The sequence below is a fragment of the Chryseolinea soli genome, assembly GCF_003589925.1.
Taxonomy (GTDB): Bacteria; Bacteroidota; Bacteroidia; order Cytophagales; family Cyclobacteriaceae; genus Chryseolinea; species Chryseolinea soli.
Genome location: NZ_CP032382.1, coordinates 6,590,863 through 6,607,309 on the forward strand (window position 1 = coordinate 6,590,863; position 16,447 = coordinate 6,607,309).

At 52.9% G+C, this 16,447-nt stretch carries 16 protein-coding genes; 5 read left to right on the top strand and 11 right to left on the bottom strand.

The window, feature by feature from the left end; all coding sequences use genetic code 11:
* The first annotated feature begins 141 nt into the window (after positions 1 to 141).
* The gene (locus D4L85_RS27495; RefSeq protein WP_119757318.1) at positions 142 to 336 is read left to right on the top strand and encodes a YwbE family protein; all 195 of its coding nucleotides are present in this window, start codon (positions 142 to 144) and stop codon (positions 334 to 336) included.
* 19 nt (positions 337 to 355) lie between these two features.
* Here D4L85_RS27495 and D4L85_RS27500 read toward each other — a convergent pair whose 3' ends face one another.
* Positions 356 to 2,719: an ABC transporter permease gene (locus D4L85_RS27500; protein ID WP_119757319.1), complete on the bottom strand. Its 2,364-nt coding sequence runs from the start codon at positions 2,717 to 2,719 to the stop codon at positions 356 to 358.
* A gap of 283 nt (positions 2,720 to 3,002) precedes the next feature.
* Here D4L85_RS27500 and D4L85_RS27505 point away from each other — a divergent pair, with 283 nt between their 5' ends.
* On the top strand, positions 3,003 to 4,043 hold the full coding sequence (locus tag D4L85_RS27505; protein WP_119757320.1) for an MBL fold metallo-hydrolase: 1,041 nt from the start codon (positions 3,003 to 3,005) through the stop codon (positions 4,041 to 4,043).
* Positions 4,044 to 4,079: 36 nt separating this feature from the next.
* Here the strand turns inward: D4L85_RS27505 and D4L85_RS27510 are convergent, their stop codons facing one another.
* From D4L85_RS27510 to D4L85_RS27520, 3 genes are all read right to left on the bottom strand, one after another.
* Positions 4,080 to 4,607 (bottom strand): hypothetical protein, encoded by a 528-nt coding sequence (locus tag D4L85_RS27510; protein ID WP_119757321.1) that lies wholly within the window; start codon positions 4,605 to 4,607, stop codon positions 4,080 to 4,082.
* Positions 4,608 to 4,612: 5 nt separating this feature from the next.
* Positions 4,613 to 5,398: a carboxylesterase family protein gene (locus tag D4L85_RS27515; RefSeq protein ID WP_228450648.1), complete on the bottom strand. Its 786-nt coding sequence runs from the start codon at positions 5,396 to 5,398 to the stop codon at positions 4,613 to 4,615.
* Positions 5,399 to 5,487: 89 nt separating this feature from the next.
* A complete protein-coding gene (locus D4L85_RS27520) occupies positions 5,488 to 5,685 on the bottom strand; it encodes a cold-shock protein (protein WP_073131293.1) in 198 nt (65 codons plus the stop codon).
* A 187-nt stretch (positions 5,686 to 5,872) separates the two neighbouring features.
* Here D4L85_RS27520 and D4L85_RS27525 point away from each other — a divergent pair, with 187 nt between their 5' ends.
* The gene (locus tag D4L85_RS27525; RefSeq protein ID WP_119757322.1) at positions 5,873 to 6,289 is read left to right on the top strand and encodes a hypothetical protein; all 417 of its coding nucleotides are present in this window, start codon (positions 5,873 to 5,875) and stop codon (positions 6,287 to 6,289) included.
* Positions 6,290 to 6,351: 62 nt separating this feature from the next.
* Here the strand turns inward: D4L85_RS27525 and D4L85_RS27530 are convergent, their stop codons facing one another.
* The 3 genes from D4L85_RS27530 to D4L85_RS27540 form a co-directional block, all read right to left on the bottom strand.
* Positions 6,352 to 7,008 (bottom strand): alpha/beta hydrolase family protein, encoded by a 657-nt coding sequence (locus tag D4L85_RS27530; protein ID WP_119757323.1) that lies wholly within the window; start codon positions 7,006 to 7,008, stop codon positions 6,352 to 6,354.
* Positions 7,009 to 7,170: 162 nt separating this feature from the next.
* The gene (locus tag D4L85_RS27535) at positions 7,171 to 7,626 is read right to left on the bottom strand and encodes a PRC-barrel domain-containing protein (protein WP_160144038.1); all 456 of its coding nucleotides are present in this window, start codon (positions 7,624 to 7,626) and stop codon (positions 7,171 to 7,173) included.
* Positions 7,627 to 7,760: 134 nt separating this feature from the next.
* Positions 7,761 to 10,055 (bottom strand): transglycosylase domain-containing protein, encoded by a 2,295-nt coding sequence (locus D4L85_RS27540; protein WP_119757325.1) that lies wholly within the window; start codon positions 10,053 to 10,055, stop codon positions 7,761 to 7,763.
* Positions 10,056 to 10,295: 240 nt separating this feature from the next.
* Here D4L85_RS27540 and D4L85_RS27545 point away from each other — a divergent pair, with 240 nt between their 5' ends.
* Entirely contained in the window at positions 10,296 to 10,730 is a 435-nt protein-coding gene (locus D4L85_RS27545) for a hypothetical protein (protein WP_119757326.1), read from the top strand.
* A 40-nt stretch (positions 10,731 to 10,770) separates the two neighbouring features.
* Here the strand turns inward: D4L85_RS27545 and D4L85_RS27550 are convergent, their stop codons facing one another.
* Together D4L85_RS27550 and D4L85_RS27555 are read right to left on the bottom strand one after the other, a co-directional pair.
* Positions 10,771 to 13,452, bottom strand: a complete 2,682-nt coding sequence (locus D4L85_RS27550) for an ABC transporter permease (RefSeq protein ID WP_228450649.1) — start codon at positions 13,450 to 13,452, stop codon at positions 10,771 to 10,773.
* Positions 13,449 to 13,781, bottom strand: coding sequence for a PadR family transcriptional regulator (locus D4L85_RS27555; protein WP_119757327.1), 333 nt, complete (start codon positions 13,779 to 13,781; stop codon positions 13,449 to 13,451). The genes D4L85_RS27550 and D4L85_RS27555 overlap by 4 nt, the downstream gene beginning before the upstream one ends.
* Positions 13,782 to 13,967: 186 nt before the next feature.
* On the opposite strand from D4L85_RS27555, the gene D4L85_RS27560 reads away from it, so the two are divergent.
* Positions 13,968 to 14,483 (top strand): VOC family protein, encoded by a 516-nt coding sequence (locus D4L85_RS27560; protein WP_119757328.1) that lies wholly within the window; start codon positions 13,968 to 13,970, stop codon positions 14,481 to 14,483.
* Between the two features lie 42 nt (positions 14,484 to 14,525).
* On the opposite strand, the gene D4L85_RS27565 is transcribed toward D4L85_RS27560, so the two are convergent.
* Both D4L85_RS27565 and D4L85_RS27570 read right to left on the bottom strand, forming a co-directional pair.
* The gene (locus D4L85_RS27565) at positions 14,526 to 15,521 is read right to left on the bottom strand and encodes an ABC transporter ATP-binding protein (RefSeq protein ID WP_119757329.1); all 996 of its coding nucleotides are present in this window, start codon (positions 15,519 to 15,521) and stop codon (positions 14,526 to 14,528) included.
* A 57-nt stretch (positions 15,522 to 15,578) separates the two neighbouring features.
* Entirely contained in the window at positions 15,579 to 16,442 is an 864-nt protein-coding gene (locus tag D4L85_RS27570; protein ID WP_119757330.1) for a zinc-dependent peptidase, read from the bottom strand.
* Positions 16,443 to 16,447: the final 5 nt, after the last annotated feature.

Consider the following 16,447-nt stretch of genomic DNA (forward strand, 5'->3'; position numbering starts at 1 on the left):
AAGCTCGCACGTTCATGGCGCAGCCTCACAAGGCCTCCTCGAAGTGATGCTTCGGGGGCAGTCACTCGACAGATTGGGCGCCACAGCGCCATTGATAAAATTAAAACCAGATTGTTATTTTTGATCCACAATTCGCTTCCCATGAACGGAACCCTCCGCGCTAACATCACCCCAGGCCAACGCGTGGCCATCGTCCAGAAAAAAGACCAGCGCTCCGGCACGCTGACCGAAGGCGTCGTAAAGGACATCCTCACCAACTCCCCTACCCACCCCCACGGCATTAAAGTACGGCTGGACAACGGTATCGTTGGACGCGTAAAAAAGATTTTGTCCTGACAAGCGCCGTTTCGGGAATCTATTCGTTGCGCAAAGAATTTACCGGATTGCTTCTCGCGGCCCGCATGGCCTGGGTGCTCACAATGAGCAAGGCAAAGATCAGGGCCAACACACCGGTGAAAGGGAACACCCACCACGGGATCTCTATGCGGTATTGATACCGCTCCAGATAGCTGTTCAACAACCACCACGCCAGCGGCGCCGAAAACACAAACGCGATGATCACCAACTTTGAAAAATCCCGCGACATGAGTCCCACCAGACTCGACACGGAAGCACCCAGCACCTTGCGGATGCCGATCTCTTTCGTGCGCTGCTCGGCGGTGAAAGCGGCCAATCCAAAAAGTCCGAGACCGGTGATGACGACCGCTAACGAAGCGAAAAGGCTCGCCAGCCGGCTGATCATGTTGATGTTGGTGAACTTCTTTTGGAATTCCACATCCACGAACGTGTATTCAAACGGATAGGCGGGGTTGTATTTTTTGAACACGGCCTCCACGCGGGCCAGCGATTCTTTTATGTCTTTCGTTTCGTCCAGCCGTATGGAAACGGCGCTGATCCAGTCCGGTTGGAGCACGATGAACATGGGTCCGATCTGCCGGTCAGGCGATCCCATCAGTACGTTGTCGACAATGCCGATCAGCTCTTTTTTCTTACCCCAAAGGTCGAGTTTGGTGCCGATGGGGTCCTTCAGTTGCATGATGTCCATAGCAGCTTTATTCACGAGGATGGCCGCAGTGTCGCTCTTGAAATCTTCCGAGAAGTCGCGTCCTTCCAGCAATTTGATGCCCATGGTTTTAACGTAGTCGTATTCGGTGGCAATGGTGGCAAAGATCACCCGGCGGTCGGGCGCTTCACCGGGCCAGTTCAAGAAATTGTTGGAATAGATCTGGGTGATGGGGCTGTTGGATTTTGTTACCGCCTTCACGGCGCCGGACTGCAACAGCTCTTGTTTGATGGTTTTATAATTTTTGCCGATGTCGGTGGTGTAGTCCACCGTGATGAGGCCTTTTTGGCTGTAGCCGATGTCGCGGCTTTTTACGTGCTGGATCTGTTTATAGATCACCAGCGTGCCGATGATGAGGAAGATGGAGAACACAAACTGGAGGATCACCAACACCTTGCGCGGTGTGCTAGCACCCCGGCCCACCTGCACTTTGCCCTTCAACACCTTTACCGGCTGAAACGACGACAGGTAAAACGCCGGGTAGCTTCCGGAAACCAGGCCGGTAAACAAAACAAGGCTGAGGCTATACACCCAGAACTGTGGCGACTCGTAGGCGATGCGCAAATGTTTTCCCACCAGGTCATTGTAGAAGGGCAACAGCAACTCCGCCAGCAACACGGCGATGACAAACGCCAGGAAGGCAATGAACAACGACTCGCCCAGAAATTGAAAGATGATCTCAAACTGCCGCGAGCCCACGCTTTTGCGGATGCCCACCTCCCGTGCGCGCCGTTCGGAGCGCGCCGTGGCCAGGTTCATAAAATTGATGCAGGCGATCACCAGGATGAACACGGCGATCACGGTGAACATCTGCACGTATTCGATCATGCCGCCGTTCTCTTTTCCATTCTCAAAGTTGGAGTGCAGGCGCCAGCGCGCGAGCGGGTGCAGATAAAATTCGCGCAGGTCTTGCGTCTCGCCGTGTTTGGTGAGCATGTCGACGATGGCCTTTTCCGTGGCCACCTCGTTCTCGGCTTTGTCGAGCTCCACAAAGACCTGGAAGGAATAGTTGCCCCAGTTGTTTTTGTTGTCTTTGACCCATTGATGGGTCTCGTTGTATTTCCACGGCAACAGGAAATCGAATTGGAAGGTAGAGTTTTCGGGCACGTTCTTCACCACACCGGTCACTTTCAGGTCTTCTTCATCGTCGACGCGGATCACCTGGTTGATGGGGTCGGCATCGCCAAATAACGCCTTGGCTGTTGCTTCGCTGATCACGATGGCGTGCGCATCGGCGAGCACTTGTTTGGCGTCGCCTTTCAGAAGGGGAAATTCGAACATGGTCAGAAATTCCTCGCTCGCATAATAGCCTTGCTTCACCAGGCGGGTTTCCCCCACGGTGAGCATGTGTTCGCCGCCCCAGTCGGTGATGACGGAATTGACAATGTGGCTGTCGCCGGTCTTCATGCCCTCATAGGTCGGCAGGGGAACCGACGTCCAGGAATTGATCCTTCCATCGAAGGTGGCGTTGATCCACACCTGGAACAGGCGATCGGTCTTGGGATGGAAACGATCGAACGAAAGTTCATCGAACACCCAAAGCAGGATGAGGATGCTGCAGGTGATGCCAATGGAAAGGCCCGCGATGTTGATGAAGGAATAGACCCGATTTTTCATCAGGTTGCGGAAAGTGACCAGGACGTAATTTTTGAGCATGACCGTTGGTTTTGGATGGAGTACTGCGAAAAATGGAAATGGTTTCACCCCAAGGGGTCTAAATACTACCCATATCCCGTCTTTTTCTTTGAGACGCCAGCCAAAGGATTGCGTTACAGACGCCGGGGTTGCATGGCCTCCCACATAATTTCTCCGGACACCCTCAAAATATTATCGGTACCTTATGCGACTTATCCCGTAGGTCACGACCGGTTTGAACGGTGAGCAGGATTAGGATGGTGTGGACACCGGTCGTGGCCTTTAGCATTTTATCTCTTTCGCTATGCATCAAAAGCCCTTTGGCAAATTACCCTCCGGCCCGCGGCAGGCGCGCATCGTCAAGTCTCCCCAATACAAGGGCGACAGCTTTCAGAACATCCTCGAGACGCCCATGCTGGCCGACGACATTTCCTATTTCCGGATGTTCAAGGAATATTTTTTCCACGACGACGAGCGCCGCCCCACCCAGATCCTCCCTTCCGTGCGCACGGACCTGAAAGCCCTTCCCGATGGCGAGCCGACCCTGGTTTGGTTTGGACACTCCTCCTACTTCCTCCGCATCGAAGGCAAAAACATCCTGGTCGACCCCGTCTTCAGCGACCGCCCCTCGCCCGTACAATTTGCCGGCACAAAGGCGTACCCCATCCAAACCCCCTATTCGCTCGACGATCTCCCCGACCTCGACGCCGTCATCCTCACCCACGACCACTATGATCACCTGGACTATAGCAGCATCCTCAAACTAAAGCGCCACACCAAAAAATTCTACGCCGCATTAGGCGTCGGCGCGCACCTCTCCTATTGGGGTGTGCCCGAGAGCCACATCCAGGAGTTCGACTGGTGGGAAAGCGCCGAGATCTTTCCGGGCATGCAGCTCACAGCCACACCCGCACGGCATTTTTCGGGGCGTGGCTTCACGCGCTACAAAACGTTGTGGGTATCCTTCGTGCTTCAAACCGCCACCCACCGCATCTTCATCGGTGGAGACTCGGGCTACGACGAGACCTTCAAAAAAATCGGACAGACCTTTGGCCCTTTCGACCTGGCTTTGCTGGAGTGCGGGCAATATGACCGCAAGTGGCCCCTCATCCACATGGCGCCCGAGCAAACCGTACAGGCCGCGGTCGACCTGCAAGCGCGCGTGCTCATGCCCGTGCACTGGGGAAAGTTCACGCTTTCCGTCCATCCCTGGCGCGATCCTATCCGCCGGGCCACAAAACAAGCCGCGATCTCGGGACAGCGACTAACGACCCCGCTTATCGGCGAAGCGATCAGACTCAATAGCTACTTGCCCAACACCGCGTGGTGGGAACAGGTGGGCTAGTGTTTATAGGCACTTTTTGATCTGTGAAGGGACGGATTAATAATGCTTTCCCGAAGGCACCAGGTCCTTTATGGCTTTCAATAGCGGCAGGAGCTTGGGGTTCGGGTACTCGTCATCAAAAGTGTGCGTGTAGGCCTGTTGTTGTGTCGTCGTGATCTCGAGCGTGCCTTGGAGCGCTGCGTCGGAAGCCCTTTGCATTCCCGCTGACGGGAGATCGGGGATACTCTTCAAGGGCACATGCTTCAAAGTCTTCAACACATTGCGCCACTCCCCGGCTTTCAATTTTCTTCCGGATTGCTTCACCTTTTCGTCGGCGCGGAAATCCTCCACGCGCATCACCACGCTATCGGGCGTAACGCGAATACGCTCTTCGTATCCGCGGGTGGACTTTGCGAAGACAATTTGTTTTACACTCTCCTTTTGCTGGGCACTAACCCAACCGTTAGTCATCACCATCATCGCGCAAAGCAGGAAAGCCTTAAAGCGTACAGGCTGAAAAGCTCCTTCCGCCGGCAAGCCAAGCACCATGAAGGTATGGGGCGGTTGTTTTCGCATCATCATCATAAGTTCTATCGGTTGTGAAAAAACAGCCATGGTAGCAGATCGGTATCTGCGAATGCGTTGATCCAACTATCATGCCCGACTTCCGGGTATTCGGTATACTTTACTTCGCCATTCAGTTCTTTCAAGCGGTCGCGCATCCGCCGGGAATTTTCGACCCCGATGACGTCATCTTTCTCGCCGTGGAAAAGCCAAAAAGGAACACGTGCTGCCTCTTTTGAGTATGCCCGCACGTCGCCGCCGCCGCAGATGGCAATGGCGCCGGCAAAGATCCGAGGGTGACGATACACGGCCTCCAGGGTACCCATGCCGCCCATAGACAGACCGATAATGTAAACCCTTCTTCGGTCCACGCCCTCATTTTCCTTCATGTTTTCCAAAAGTTCCATCACCGTTTTCAGCGAGCGGGTGATCGTGTAGGCTTTGTAATTGAAATCCAGGTCGAACGGGCGCTGGTCACGTTGGAATTTGACCGAGGCCCAATAGTCGTTCTCCGGGCATTGGGGCACCACCACAAAGCAGGGAAACGTGCGCCGGTTCTCCGGTTTCAGAAACAGGCTTCCGCCCCATTGAAGCTGCTTTTCGTTGTCGGTTCCCCGCTCGCCGGCGCCGTGCAGCAGCAGTACAAGCGGATATTTTTTGAGCGGATCATAGCCTTCCGGATACAAGATGCGGTAGGGCATGGTCAGACCCGCCGTGCCCGTAAAGGTGTACTTCCGATAAAGCGAAGAGTCCTGTGCGATCGCCATAGACATCACGGTGGAAAGCAGAAAGAGTGTGCCAAGTGACTTCATGGTGTTGTTGGGGCCAGAAATTAGCTAAAGTATTAAAAACAAAAAAGCCAGGCGGTTGGCCTGGCTTTTTGTACTGCAATGATGTCTTATTAATTGGCTAAACGTACGTTAACCGCATTCAAGCCTTTTTTGCCTTCTTTGAGTTCAAAAGTGACTTCATCATTTTCGTGAATCTGATCGACAAGAAGTCCTGAGATGTGTACAAAATACTCTTGTCCTGTTGCTGTTTCCTTGATGAATCCGAATCCTTTGGATTCATTAAAGAATTTTACTGTTCCTTCTTTCATTATTAATAATTATAAAAACTTAGGGCAAAGATAAGGGAATATTTCCAAGTTATCCGCATGGCCTCCTTCCCAACCAAAGAAAATTCTCAACGACAGGCCTATTTCCGGTTTTCAGAGAATCGCAAAATAGTTTGCACAACAATGAAACTAATCACCGCAACTTTGCGTAAAGTACATAGAGCGAATTATGTATAACTTACTGATAAACAACGAGAAACAAACAAAATTTCCCTGGAGAAGCCTTCTCCGGAAGGGTGTGTTGTCTGGCGGAAGAATGCAGAATTTAAATACTGAAAAGCCTGCAGAAGGAGATATGTCTATGGAATGGAACACCGTTTATTTAAGAGGAAAGTCAAATTTCGAAAACGAGGTACGGCACAATCTGGAGCACAATGGCTTCAGGTTCATGCCCGGTTTCTCGCACGAAAAAGGATTGACCCTCTATTGGATCGAGGACAAAAGGTGCCTCCGCGAATTTAAAAAAGCGATCGGTAGCAAGACCGTGTTTAAGTACAGACTGCGATTTTATAACAGCATCGAAGAGTTTGTAGAGTCAAAACACAACGTCTCAACCCTGCGCCTGCCCTCAAAGAGCAGCATTTAAATGTTTTTGGCCCCCCGGCCCGATACCCGTCATTATTTTCAGGCGTTAGCAGCAATCGATTCCTACTTCTTTTTCTTCAGCCAGGTATCCGTCGCCTCCACCAATTCCTCCAAAAATTCCTTTTTCCCTTTTTTGAATGAATGGTCGGCACCGTCAAAAGTCACCAGCGTGGCCGTTGGCAGCTTGCTGCAAACCTCTGTGATGAGGTCTATGGCGGCGAGGGCGTCTCTGGTGCCCTGCAAAAACAGCATGGGGACCTTCACGTTGGCCAGGTGCTCTGCCCGCTCCGTTGAGGGCGCACCGGGCGCGTGAAGGGGAAATCCGTAGAAAACGATGCCTTTCACAAAACCTTTGTCGTTCGCGGATAAATAACGCGCCGACATCCGGCCTCCAAACGATTTACCGGCGGCATAGAGCGGAACCCCGGCAGGCGCCAGGCTTTTCGCACGCTCCAACGCAGCCCCTACCGTCTTTTCCGCGACAGCGGGCACATCGGGTCTTTTTTTCTTATTCTCCACAAATGGAAAATTGTAACGAAAAGTGCCAATGCCGTGGTCGGCAAGCTGCGTGGCCAACTTCTCCATGAAGCTGTGGGTCATGCCCGCACCGGCGCCGTGGGCTAATGCCAGGATAGCCTTGGGGTTGTCGGGGAGACACAGGATGGCCGAAACTTCGCCGATGCTGTCGGATACCGGGAACTTGATGGTTTGATTTTTCATTCGTGCTCGGATAAGGAATACTAAAATACGGGGAACACGAAGATATAGAAATTAGTACGTCATTGCGAGGGAGCAAGGCCCTGCCTTTTCCTTACCTTAACCTATCCCGGAAAAAGCGCGAACCTGCTCCGATCGCAATGACGTTCTAACGGAGGGCAGCAACTAAGGCTGAATCGCTGCGCCCCAATAGTTGTTTACATCGTTAAAATAAGAATGATCGTTCGTGGCGGGCCAATGCGTCTTGTCAAAGCCCGGCATGTCGGCAAAGCTGGCGCGGTCGCGATCAAGGATAAAACACTCCTTGTCCGGATCCAGATACAGCTTGCTGAACGGTATGGCAAACAGCTTTCCACCCAATCCGAGGAAGGCCCCGAATTCGAGCACGGTATAATCGATTCCCCCGCTCACAATGTTGATCATGAGGTTGTCGATCTTGCCAAGGCGTTCGCCCTTTGTGTTCTCAACCGGATCACCGATAATGCTGGTGGCCGTTAACCGGCGCACCGGTGTGTTGGCCGCAGGTCCCTCGTGATTACGTCCGGTCACGTTGTCGACTTCATAATCTTTTCCATGCACATTCATAAAACCTCCTGCTTTTGGTTGAACATCGTTTTCCATAGAAGTGCGCATAAAAATCATGCAAAGTAAAAGTGCCATCCCCAGGCTGCGATAAGCTTCATTCGAAGACAAACTGTGGAATTTGTCCGCCACTGGGGTCTTATGTAAACAGTCGGGCAGACGTTCTGTTTTAATTATTTTTTAAAACGGGTATGCTTCACACCCTTTTTTGTCTTGAAGAGCCGTTGGAAGAAATTGCGGTCGGAGCGCGACATACTGCAATCCAGTTTGCCCGCCAATTCGGGCGAGAGCGCCGGAAAGTGCGCGCCGGTGATGGCCCGGAGTTCGGGATCTTTATTCATGCGCTGCAACATGCCGGCCACGATGGGCAACGCCGTAGCGGAACCCTGTCCCATGGACGTGCTCCGGAAGTGAATGGCCGGATCGTCAGCGCCCACCCAGCAGCCGATCACCAATTTTGGGGTGATGCCGATAAACCAGCCATCGGCGTTGGATTGCGTGGTGCCGGTTTTGCCGGCCACATCGTTGTTGAGTCCATATTTAGAACGCAGACCCGAGCCCGTGCCCTCGTTCACCACCCGCTTCAACATGTGTAGCATGATGTCGGCCGTTTCTTTTGACAGGGCGCGTTCGGATTTGTTGTTTTTGCCAAACGAATCGAGACGTTTGCCCTGGTTGGTGGTGATGGCCGTGATGTAGACCGGCTTCCGGTAATTTCCTCCATTGGCAAAAACGCTATAAGCGCCCACCATTTCCATCATGGAAATAGACGGCGTGCCGAGCGCAATAGACGGCACGGCCGGCAGGTCGCTGTGAATACCCATGCGGCGGGCGATGGCAATGGCATTGGGAATGCCCGCCTTTTCCAGCAGCTTCACCGACACGGTGTTCACGGAACCGGCCAGGCCTCCCTCCATGGAATATTTCTGATCGTACGTTTCGGTGTTGGAATTTTCAGGCGTCCATCCTTCCATGTTGGTGTATTCCGTCCGGCGCGCCGAGATGTAGTCGCAAGGACTCACGCCTTGCTCGATGGCAGCGGCGTACACCACGGGTTTGAAAGTTGATCCCACTTGTCGCCGCGTGCTCTCGCGAACGTGGTCGTATTGGAAAAATTCGTGATCGATCCCTCCTACCCAGGCTTTCACGGCGCCCGTGCGCGGGTCGGTGGCGAGCAAGCCGGCTTGCAGAAATTGAAGGTGGTGAAGCAGCGAATCGTAGGCGCTCATTTTCATTTCGCGCTCGCCCTGCCAGGTAAAGACCTTTCGCATGCCGCTCTTCTTCAGGTCGGCCATGATCTCTTTTTCGGATCGGCCTTCGGCGGATTCGGCAAGGTATTGAGGAAGGGACTTCAGTTTGGAGGCAGCCGCATTCTTGATACTGCGCTTGTCCACCTGGGACGCGAACCGGGTTTGCAACACTTTCATGTGCGACTGCATGGCGGCCTCGGCATAGCCCTGCAGGCGTGAGTCGATGGTGGTGTATATTTTCAGCCCATCGGTATACAAATTATAGGGTGTGCCGTCCGGCTTTTTATGATCCTGGCACCAGGCCAGCAATTCGGCTTTGAGGTAGGCGCGAAAATAGGGCGCGAGACCGGAGTTGTGCGTGATCTTTTGATAGCGCAGCTTCAGGGGAAGCGCCTGCAGGGAGTCGGCTTCCGCTTTGGTGAGGTATTCGTATTTCTCCATTTGTGCCAGCACGACGTCTCTTCGCAGTTTGGCACGTTCGGGGAACAGTCGCGGGTTGTAGGTGTGTGTAGCTTTGAGCATCCCGACGAGCACGGCGGCCTGGTCGGTGGTGAGCTTGTTCACCGGCGTGGAGTAAAAGCGCTCGGCCGCGGTCTTGATGCCATAGACGTTGTCGCCAAAAGGAATGGTGTTGAGATAGAGCACGATGATGTCGTCTTTCGAATAGACGCTCTCCAGCCGACGGGCGATGATCATTTCCTGGATCTTGTTCACCGCCAAAGAGAACATCACATGCGGCTGACGGGGATACAAGTTCTTGGCCAATTGCTGCGTCAGGGTGCTCCCTCCCCCCGCCGACTCACTTTGAAAAAAGATGCCTTTGATCAGCACGCGGAACATGCTCCGGGTGTCGATCCCCGAATGTTTGTAGAAGCGCGCGTCCTCGGTAGCAATCAGGGCGTTTTTGAGTCGTTTCGGGATGGCTGAGCCGGGCACGGTGGAACGTTCCTGGAGATAATAGCGGCCCAGCAAAACACTGTCGGCGCTATACACCTCGGTGGCCACCTGGTGGCGGATGTCGCGCAACTCGTCGCGGCCGGGCACGTGGCCAAAGACACCAACCCAAACCATCGCCACAAACAATAGGGCCAGTATGCAAAGTCCGGCAAAGAAAAATAATATAGAACGAATGATCCGCTGGTGACGGAGCGATTGCTGGAAAAGGCGGTTCAGGATCGCTTTGCAGCGTTCTAAAAGTTCAAAAAATGATTCATTCATAAGAGGGTCCGCAAAACTAACGACAACGGCGCGACAAAAAGCATGCGCGGTTTCTTTTTCTCCGCTCAATGGTAGAAACCGGCCGTATTATGTTGATTCGGGCCTTTGAAAATATGATACGAGAAGTCCTGACGAGACACGGGTGTGTAGATTTTCCACGATCCTCATCGGGCACGGTTTCCGACCATTGGTGCCCTGCAACCGGGATTTCACTTTGAGCGTCAAAAAAGAAAAATCGCCATGAGCCAATCGAAAGTCATTCGCATCAGCCTGACCGGCGTCGCTGTTTTGTTGTTGTTGGTCGGGATCGAAAGTGGAACCGTCGGGCGACATCTGGTCCAGATCATCCCGATCATCAGCGTGATCCCGGTAGTCACGGGCGAAAATGAGTATGGGAAGGCAGCCGCGATCGGAGTTCTGCTTTTTTGGCTGATCACCATGCTGCTCATCTGGCTGCATATCCTCAACATTGCCCACGCGCTGACAGGCACTTTTACAACCATCGAGATCATCCTCGCGGTGCTCATCGCGGCAATGTCCCTGCTGGGAATTTATAAGGCCGCCGGCCACGGCTTTCGCACTTCTTATTTCCTTTTCTTTATCTTTTTTACGAGCCTATTCTTCGCCTACGGCTTTGCATCGCTGAGTTACGGTAGATTTTTCTTTATCCCTTGACGGCAGAAAGATTGGATCTCAGATCTGAACTGCATTTCATCTACTCGCTCTTCAGTACCTCCGCCGGATTGCTCCTCGCTGCCTTTATCGTCTGCGACCCAATCATTATGAAAGCGATCAGCAATACCACCAGCAACCCAACGAACAACTCGGCAATTTGCACGGGTGTATGATAGGGAAAATTCGTAAGGACGACCTTCTCGAAAAAGACGTACGTTGCCGGCAGGGCAATGAGCGCCGCCGTCGCCAGGAGCAATAGGAAATCGCGGCTCAGCAAGAATACAAGGCTGCCCGAGGTGGCGCCCATGATCTTTCGGATGCTGATCTCTTTTAGTCTGGTCTCGGTGGTGAACACCACCATTCCGAACAATCCCATCGATGCGATCGAAATGGCAAGGAACGAAAGGAAGCCAATGATCTTCACCATGGCGGAAAATTCACTGTAAGCTGCTTCTATGGCTTTGTCATAAAATTCGGCCTGAAAGGGATGAATACGGTCGGTCTTCTTCCATACGGACTCGATCTTCGCCAGGGTCCCCACCATGTCGGTGCTTTGGATTTTGGCATTAATGACGGCCCGGTCGCCGGGTGTCCAAAACATGAAGGCTACCGGCTCGATGAGGTTCTCGACCCTGCCGTAGTGAAAGTCTTTCATCACTCCAACAATGGTCATCTTACGTCCATGTACCTGGAAACTATTGAAGGTGATCTCCTCCCCGATGGCTTTCTCAGGGTCGCCGGCACCGATGTTAAGTCGTTTTAACACTTGCTCGTTAACGATCACTTCCGTGGCAGCGTTCGCCGTGGTGGGTCGCGCCTTAAAATTTCCGCCTGCTGCGAGCTTGTGCTCATGCAACGGCAAATAGTTTTCGTCGACGTGGTTGGTCAAGACCAGCACGGAGTCGCGCGAATCTTCGGATTTCATATAACCTCCCCAGGCATTCCCGATACTGGTGATGATCAACGAACGGGAGAGCGCCGTTACTTCAGGCATCTCGCCCAGTTCCTTGAGAAGGACATCAGGATTATTGCCCTGCATATTAATGTTCAGGATGTTCTCTGTTTTGAAGCCCAGGTCGAATGCTAATATGTTTTTATACTGCACATAGCCGACCGCGGTTGCGGTTATAAAGATCAGTGTGACCGTGTATTGAATCACCACCAGCGTGCGTTTGACCATGACGTGTTGAAATACTTTCACCGACGACACATTCCTGAGTGCATTGATCGCGCTGACTTTCGAGAAGAACAGAGCAGGCATGAAGCCGGCCACCATACCTACTGCAATCGAAAAGACGATAAAGGCGACGACCATGGACGGTGTGAGCTCCAGTTTCACCATGTGTTGCATCTCGGGCGCTATGTTTATCAGCTGTGGCCGCAACAGGAGAAATATCGCGTATGAAAGAAGAAGGGCAGCCAGGGAGATGATAATCGCCTCCGCGAGGAATTGATACCGTATCTGGCTTTTTCCCGCGCCGATCGCTTTGCGAAGACCGACTTCCTTAAAGCGGCGCATGGCACGTGCCATCGACAGATTGGAATAGTTAAAACACGCACACAATATCACAACGAACGCAAGGCCCCCGAGTATCCAAACCACAACGGGAGGCATGTGCGGGCCGGTAGGGCCCATGGGGCGACGGAGCTCCTCTCCGACCACAATCTCATCTAAAGGAAGAAGCTCGAGTTGAATCTTTGTGCGCTCCTCCGCTCGATTCTCCTCTCTGGCAATGGCATCGAGCTGCGACTGGATGGAGACCTTATCGGCATTTTCGGGTAGAAGGAGATACACGTAGTTCGAATACATATTTTCCCACGCCTCAAAACGCTGATCGTTTTTATTGATTTTCTCCGCCGTGGCGAACGAGACGAGTGCTTCGAAGTGGATATGCGAAAAGAAGGGAACGTCCTTCATGACACCGGTCACCTGGTAATCCAGTGTATCGAACTTGATCGCCTTGCCAAGCGCCGATCCGTTGCCGAAGAGTTTCTTCGCGGCGGTCTCCGTGAGAACGATCGAGTAAGGATCGTTGAGCGCCGTTGCGGGATTGCCCTCCAGCATCGGAAACGTGAATATCCTGAACAATGATGGCTCGGCCCAGAAGCCCTTGATGGGAACCACGTTGTCGCCAACTTTCGCGTCCTGCGAAAAATCACTGCGCAGAATCGCCACTTCTTCGACGCCGGTCATTTTCTCCCGGATAAGCTTTCCGGTCTTTATGGAAGTGGTTCCAAACTTCCCGTTTTGGACACCATTAGAAGCCACGGCATTGGTGATGCGATAGATCCTATCGCCATTCTCGTGAAACTTGTCGTATGAATACAGGTCGAGTACGAACGCAATCAGCAGTAACCCGACAGACATACTGACGGCCAGGCCAACGATATTGATGAACGAGAACAACTTGTTGCGCATGAGGTTGCGTCCTGATGTTTTGATGTAGCTTCCGATCATAATCCAGTTGATGAAGAGCTTTATAAATTTTGGCGCACGCACCGTATAGGGTCTAAAGAACTTGAATGCATCGATGATGTAAATGAGCTTCGCGCGGCGTGAACCGATCGATTCAACGTTCCGCTCGAAATATTCATGGAGGTCTCCCAGGAGATCCTCCGCGAGCTGGGGCTTGCAATACCATTCAACGAATCGCTGCGCCCACCGGGGCGGTTGAGGGTGGTTATCCCGATCGCTATCGTGAGTAGGCTGCCGGACGCTCATGCTTTTTTCCAGACTAATGAAGGAATTCTATCCCAGAGTTGATCGCGCATCGACTTGGCTCGCACCAACGCTGCCTTGCCTGGGATCGTAAGCTGATAAAATCGCTTGCGTTTACCGCCACGCGTTTTGGTCGACTCCCCCAACTGGCTTTCCACAAAGCCTTTCTCTTCCAGGCGATGGAGCACGGCGTGTACTACGCCCAGCTTCACGGAACGGCCGGTGTGTTGGACGAGTTCGTCGCAGATCGCTACGCTGTAGGCCTCCTCCATCAGTGCGGCGATGGTCAGCAGCATCAGTTCTTCGAATTCTCCGAGGTTTGTGCCTTTCACGTTGTTAATTACGTAAATGTATGTATAATTGATTCATTATACATACAAAATGTGAGTAAATATAAAGCTCCCATCCCATCCATGCTGATGAATAGTCGCAAACCGCCTTCCATTAGACGCAGATAACCCTATGCCCGAAACTTGCTGGTGTTAATTTTGCTCACCGCTATTTTAAAACAAACAACCATGAGCAACATCAATGACACTCTCGCCAAACTTGAATTCGCGCAAATCGGATGGGTCGTTCCCGATATCAACGCTACTGCAAAATTCCTTGAGAAATCTTTGGGCATTGTCTTTCCGAAGCCCGAACGGTACAGTGCAGAGGACCTGAACATAAAATATTATGGCAAGGTTGTACCCAGCGATGGATTGACGACGCAAACGTACAACGGCAGTGCATTCATCGAACTCATTCAGCCCCTGTCAGGTCAAAGTTTGTTCCATGATTACCTGGCAAAATATCCTGCCGGTGGAGTACAGCACCTAGCCTTCCGGTTGCCCGTTAGCGGTTTCGATCGGGTTGTTGACGACCTTACCAAACAAGGATATGCCATTATCGGCGAAGTGGATCATCCCATTGCGCGAATGAAATTCTTCGACACCTACCAAACGACGGGAGTGGCAACGGAGATCATGGGCATTACACCGGAGGGATGGACGGCTATCAAAAGCATGGAGAAAGCAGCATCCGGGAAATAGAAAAAGCAACCTAATTTCTGATCAACCTGGCATCCCGCGTCGTCAGCGCGTTGGATTCGGTTGAGCGGGAACGACAAAGACCTTTTCGCCGCGTCGAAAATCGCTGTCTGCCGACGCCTTCACGATCAGGACATTTTCTGCAATGGTCAGAGCATTTTCCGCAAGGGCCACGACGATCTCACGGTGGCTTCCAAAAAATCGGATTGCTTTGACGGTGCCGCTCCAGCCCGTGTTGTCCGTCCGGGAAAGGCAAAGGTCCTCCGGGCGGGCGATCGGCGCAGGGGCCTGCCCCACTCCTCCCGACAGCCGGTTGGATTGGGATGGCGTCAACAGGTTGAAGGTTCCGAACAGGCCGGCAGCATAGGCATTCACGGGCCGGCGGTAGATGTTTTGAGGAGAATCTTTCTGGACGATCTGTCCGTCTTTCAGAATGATGATCTGGTCGGCCCACGGCAGCGTGTCGGCCGGATCGTGCGACACGAGCATGCAGGTGATGTTGAGGCGGTGGCCGATGTCGTCGATGACCGATTTCAGGATGTTTTTGTGCACCATGTCGAGATTGGTGAACGGCTCGTCCAGCAGCAACAATTGCGGCGAGCCGATCAGCAGTTTGGCCAAGGCCACGCGCTGGCGTTCGCCACCCGACAGGTGATCGGTTTTGCGCGAAAGAACATGGGTGATCTCACAAACGTCATACAACGTATGGGCCACCGTGTCAGGGATCTTGTTCGCATACTGCAACACCTGCTCGATGCGCAAGGACTTGGGCAACTCGAAATGTTGTGACAAATACCCGATCGCCGGATGACCCGGCACGAGCTTTTCGCCGGCGCCCAACACGCGCTCGCCGTGAAAAAAGACTTCGCCCTCGTCGGGTTGGTTCAAGCCGGCAATCGCTTTGAGGAGCGAGCTTTTTCCGGAGCCCGTTTCGCCGGCAATGGCAATCTTCTGAAGTTTCGCCTGCGAAAAGCTGACGTCGTTCAACGCAAAGCCTTCTTCTTTTCGGATGCGAAGACCGGATACTTTTAAGAATGTCATCAGTGTTTCTTAGGGCTTAAATTTCCGGATAGTATTTTTTACAGCGTGGTTCACTCGTTATGCTCCACAACATTTTTTGAACTTTTTCCCCTGACCACACGGACACGGATCGTTGCGTTCGAGGGTATCCTTTACCGGCACCGGGCGGTTCGCCGCGATGTCCTGGTGAAAAGCTTGCGCGAGCAGCGCATAGAGGTCGGGATGATTCTTTTTTAACAACTCGGGGCGTTCGAAGAAATATTCACCCACCACGGCCAGGAACTCGCTCTCGTTGGTGGCACCATACACGTCGATGTCGCTCTTGCCCTTCAGAATATCTTTGATGGACGCATGGATGAGGTCCAGCCACGGCCGCGCATAAGCCTTGTTGTTGAGGATCGTAGGGATGCCATCGATGTTGCCGTCTTCCTTGTCGAGCAGGTGGATGAATTCGTGGATGCCCACGTTGTGTTTGTCCGACTTGTTGCTGAACCCCTCGTGCAGGGCCGGCTTGGACAGGATCATTTTGCCCTGCAGGTTGCCGCTGCCCACCATGCCCAGGATGGCTTCGTCCTTGCTGCCGATGTCGTAGTCGCGGTCGAAGTGGCCGGGGTAAAGCAATACTTCGTCTAAAAAAGTATAGTCCCACTCCGGGAAGCCGAACACGGGGATGGCGGCGCTGCTGGCGACCAGGAGTTTGTCGGTGATGTCGACGGTGGTCTCAATGCCGGTGACGCGGACGTTGGCCAGGAAGCGCATGACATCGATTTCGAAGCGCTTTTTCTCGTCCGCCGGAAGGCTGCGGTAAAACCCGACCTTCTCCTCCAAAACCAACCTCCAGGACGGGGGAAAATCGCCGGTCACCTTTTTCTTGCGGTGTTGGCCGGTATAAAAGATGGAAAAGACGACGATAAAAGCAATGATGAGCAAAAAGGGGATCATACCAC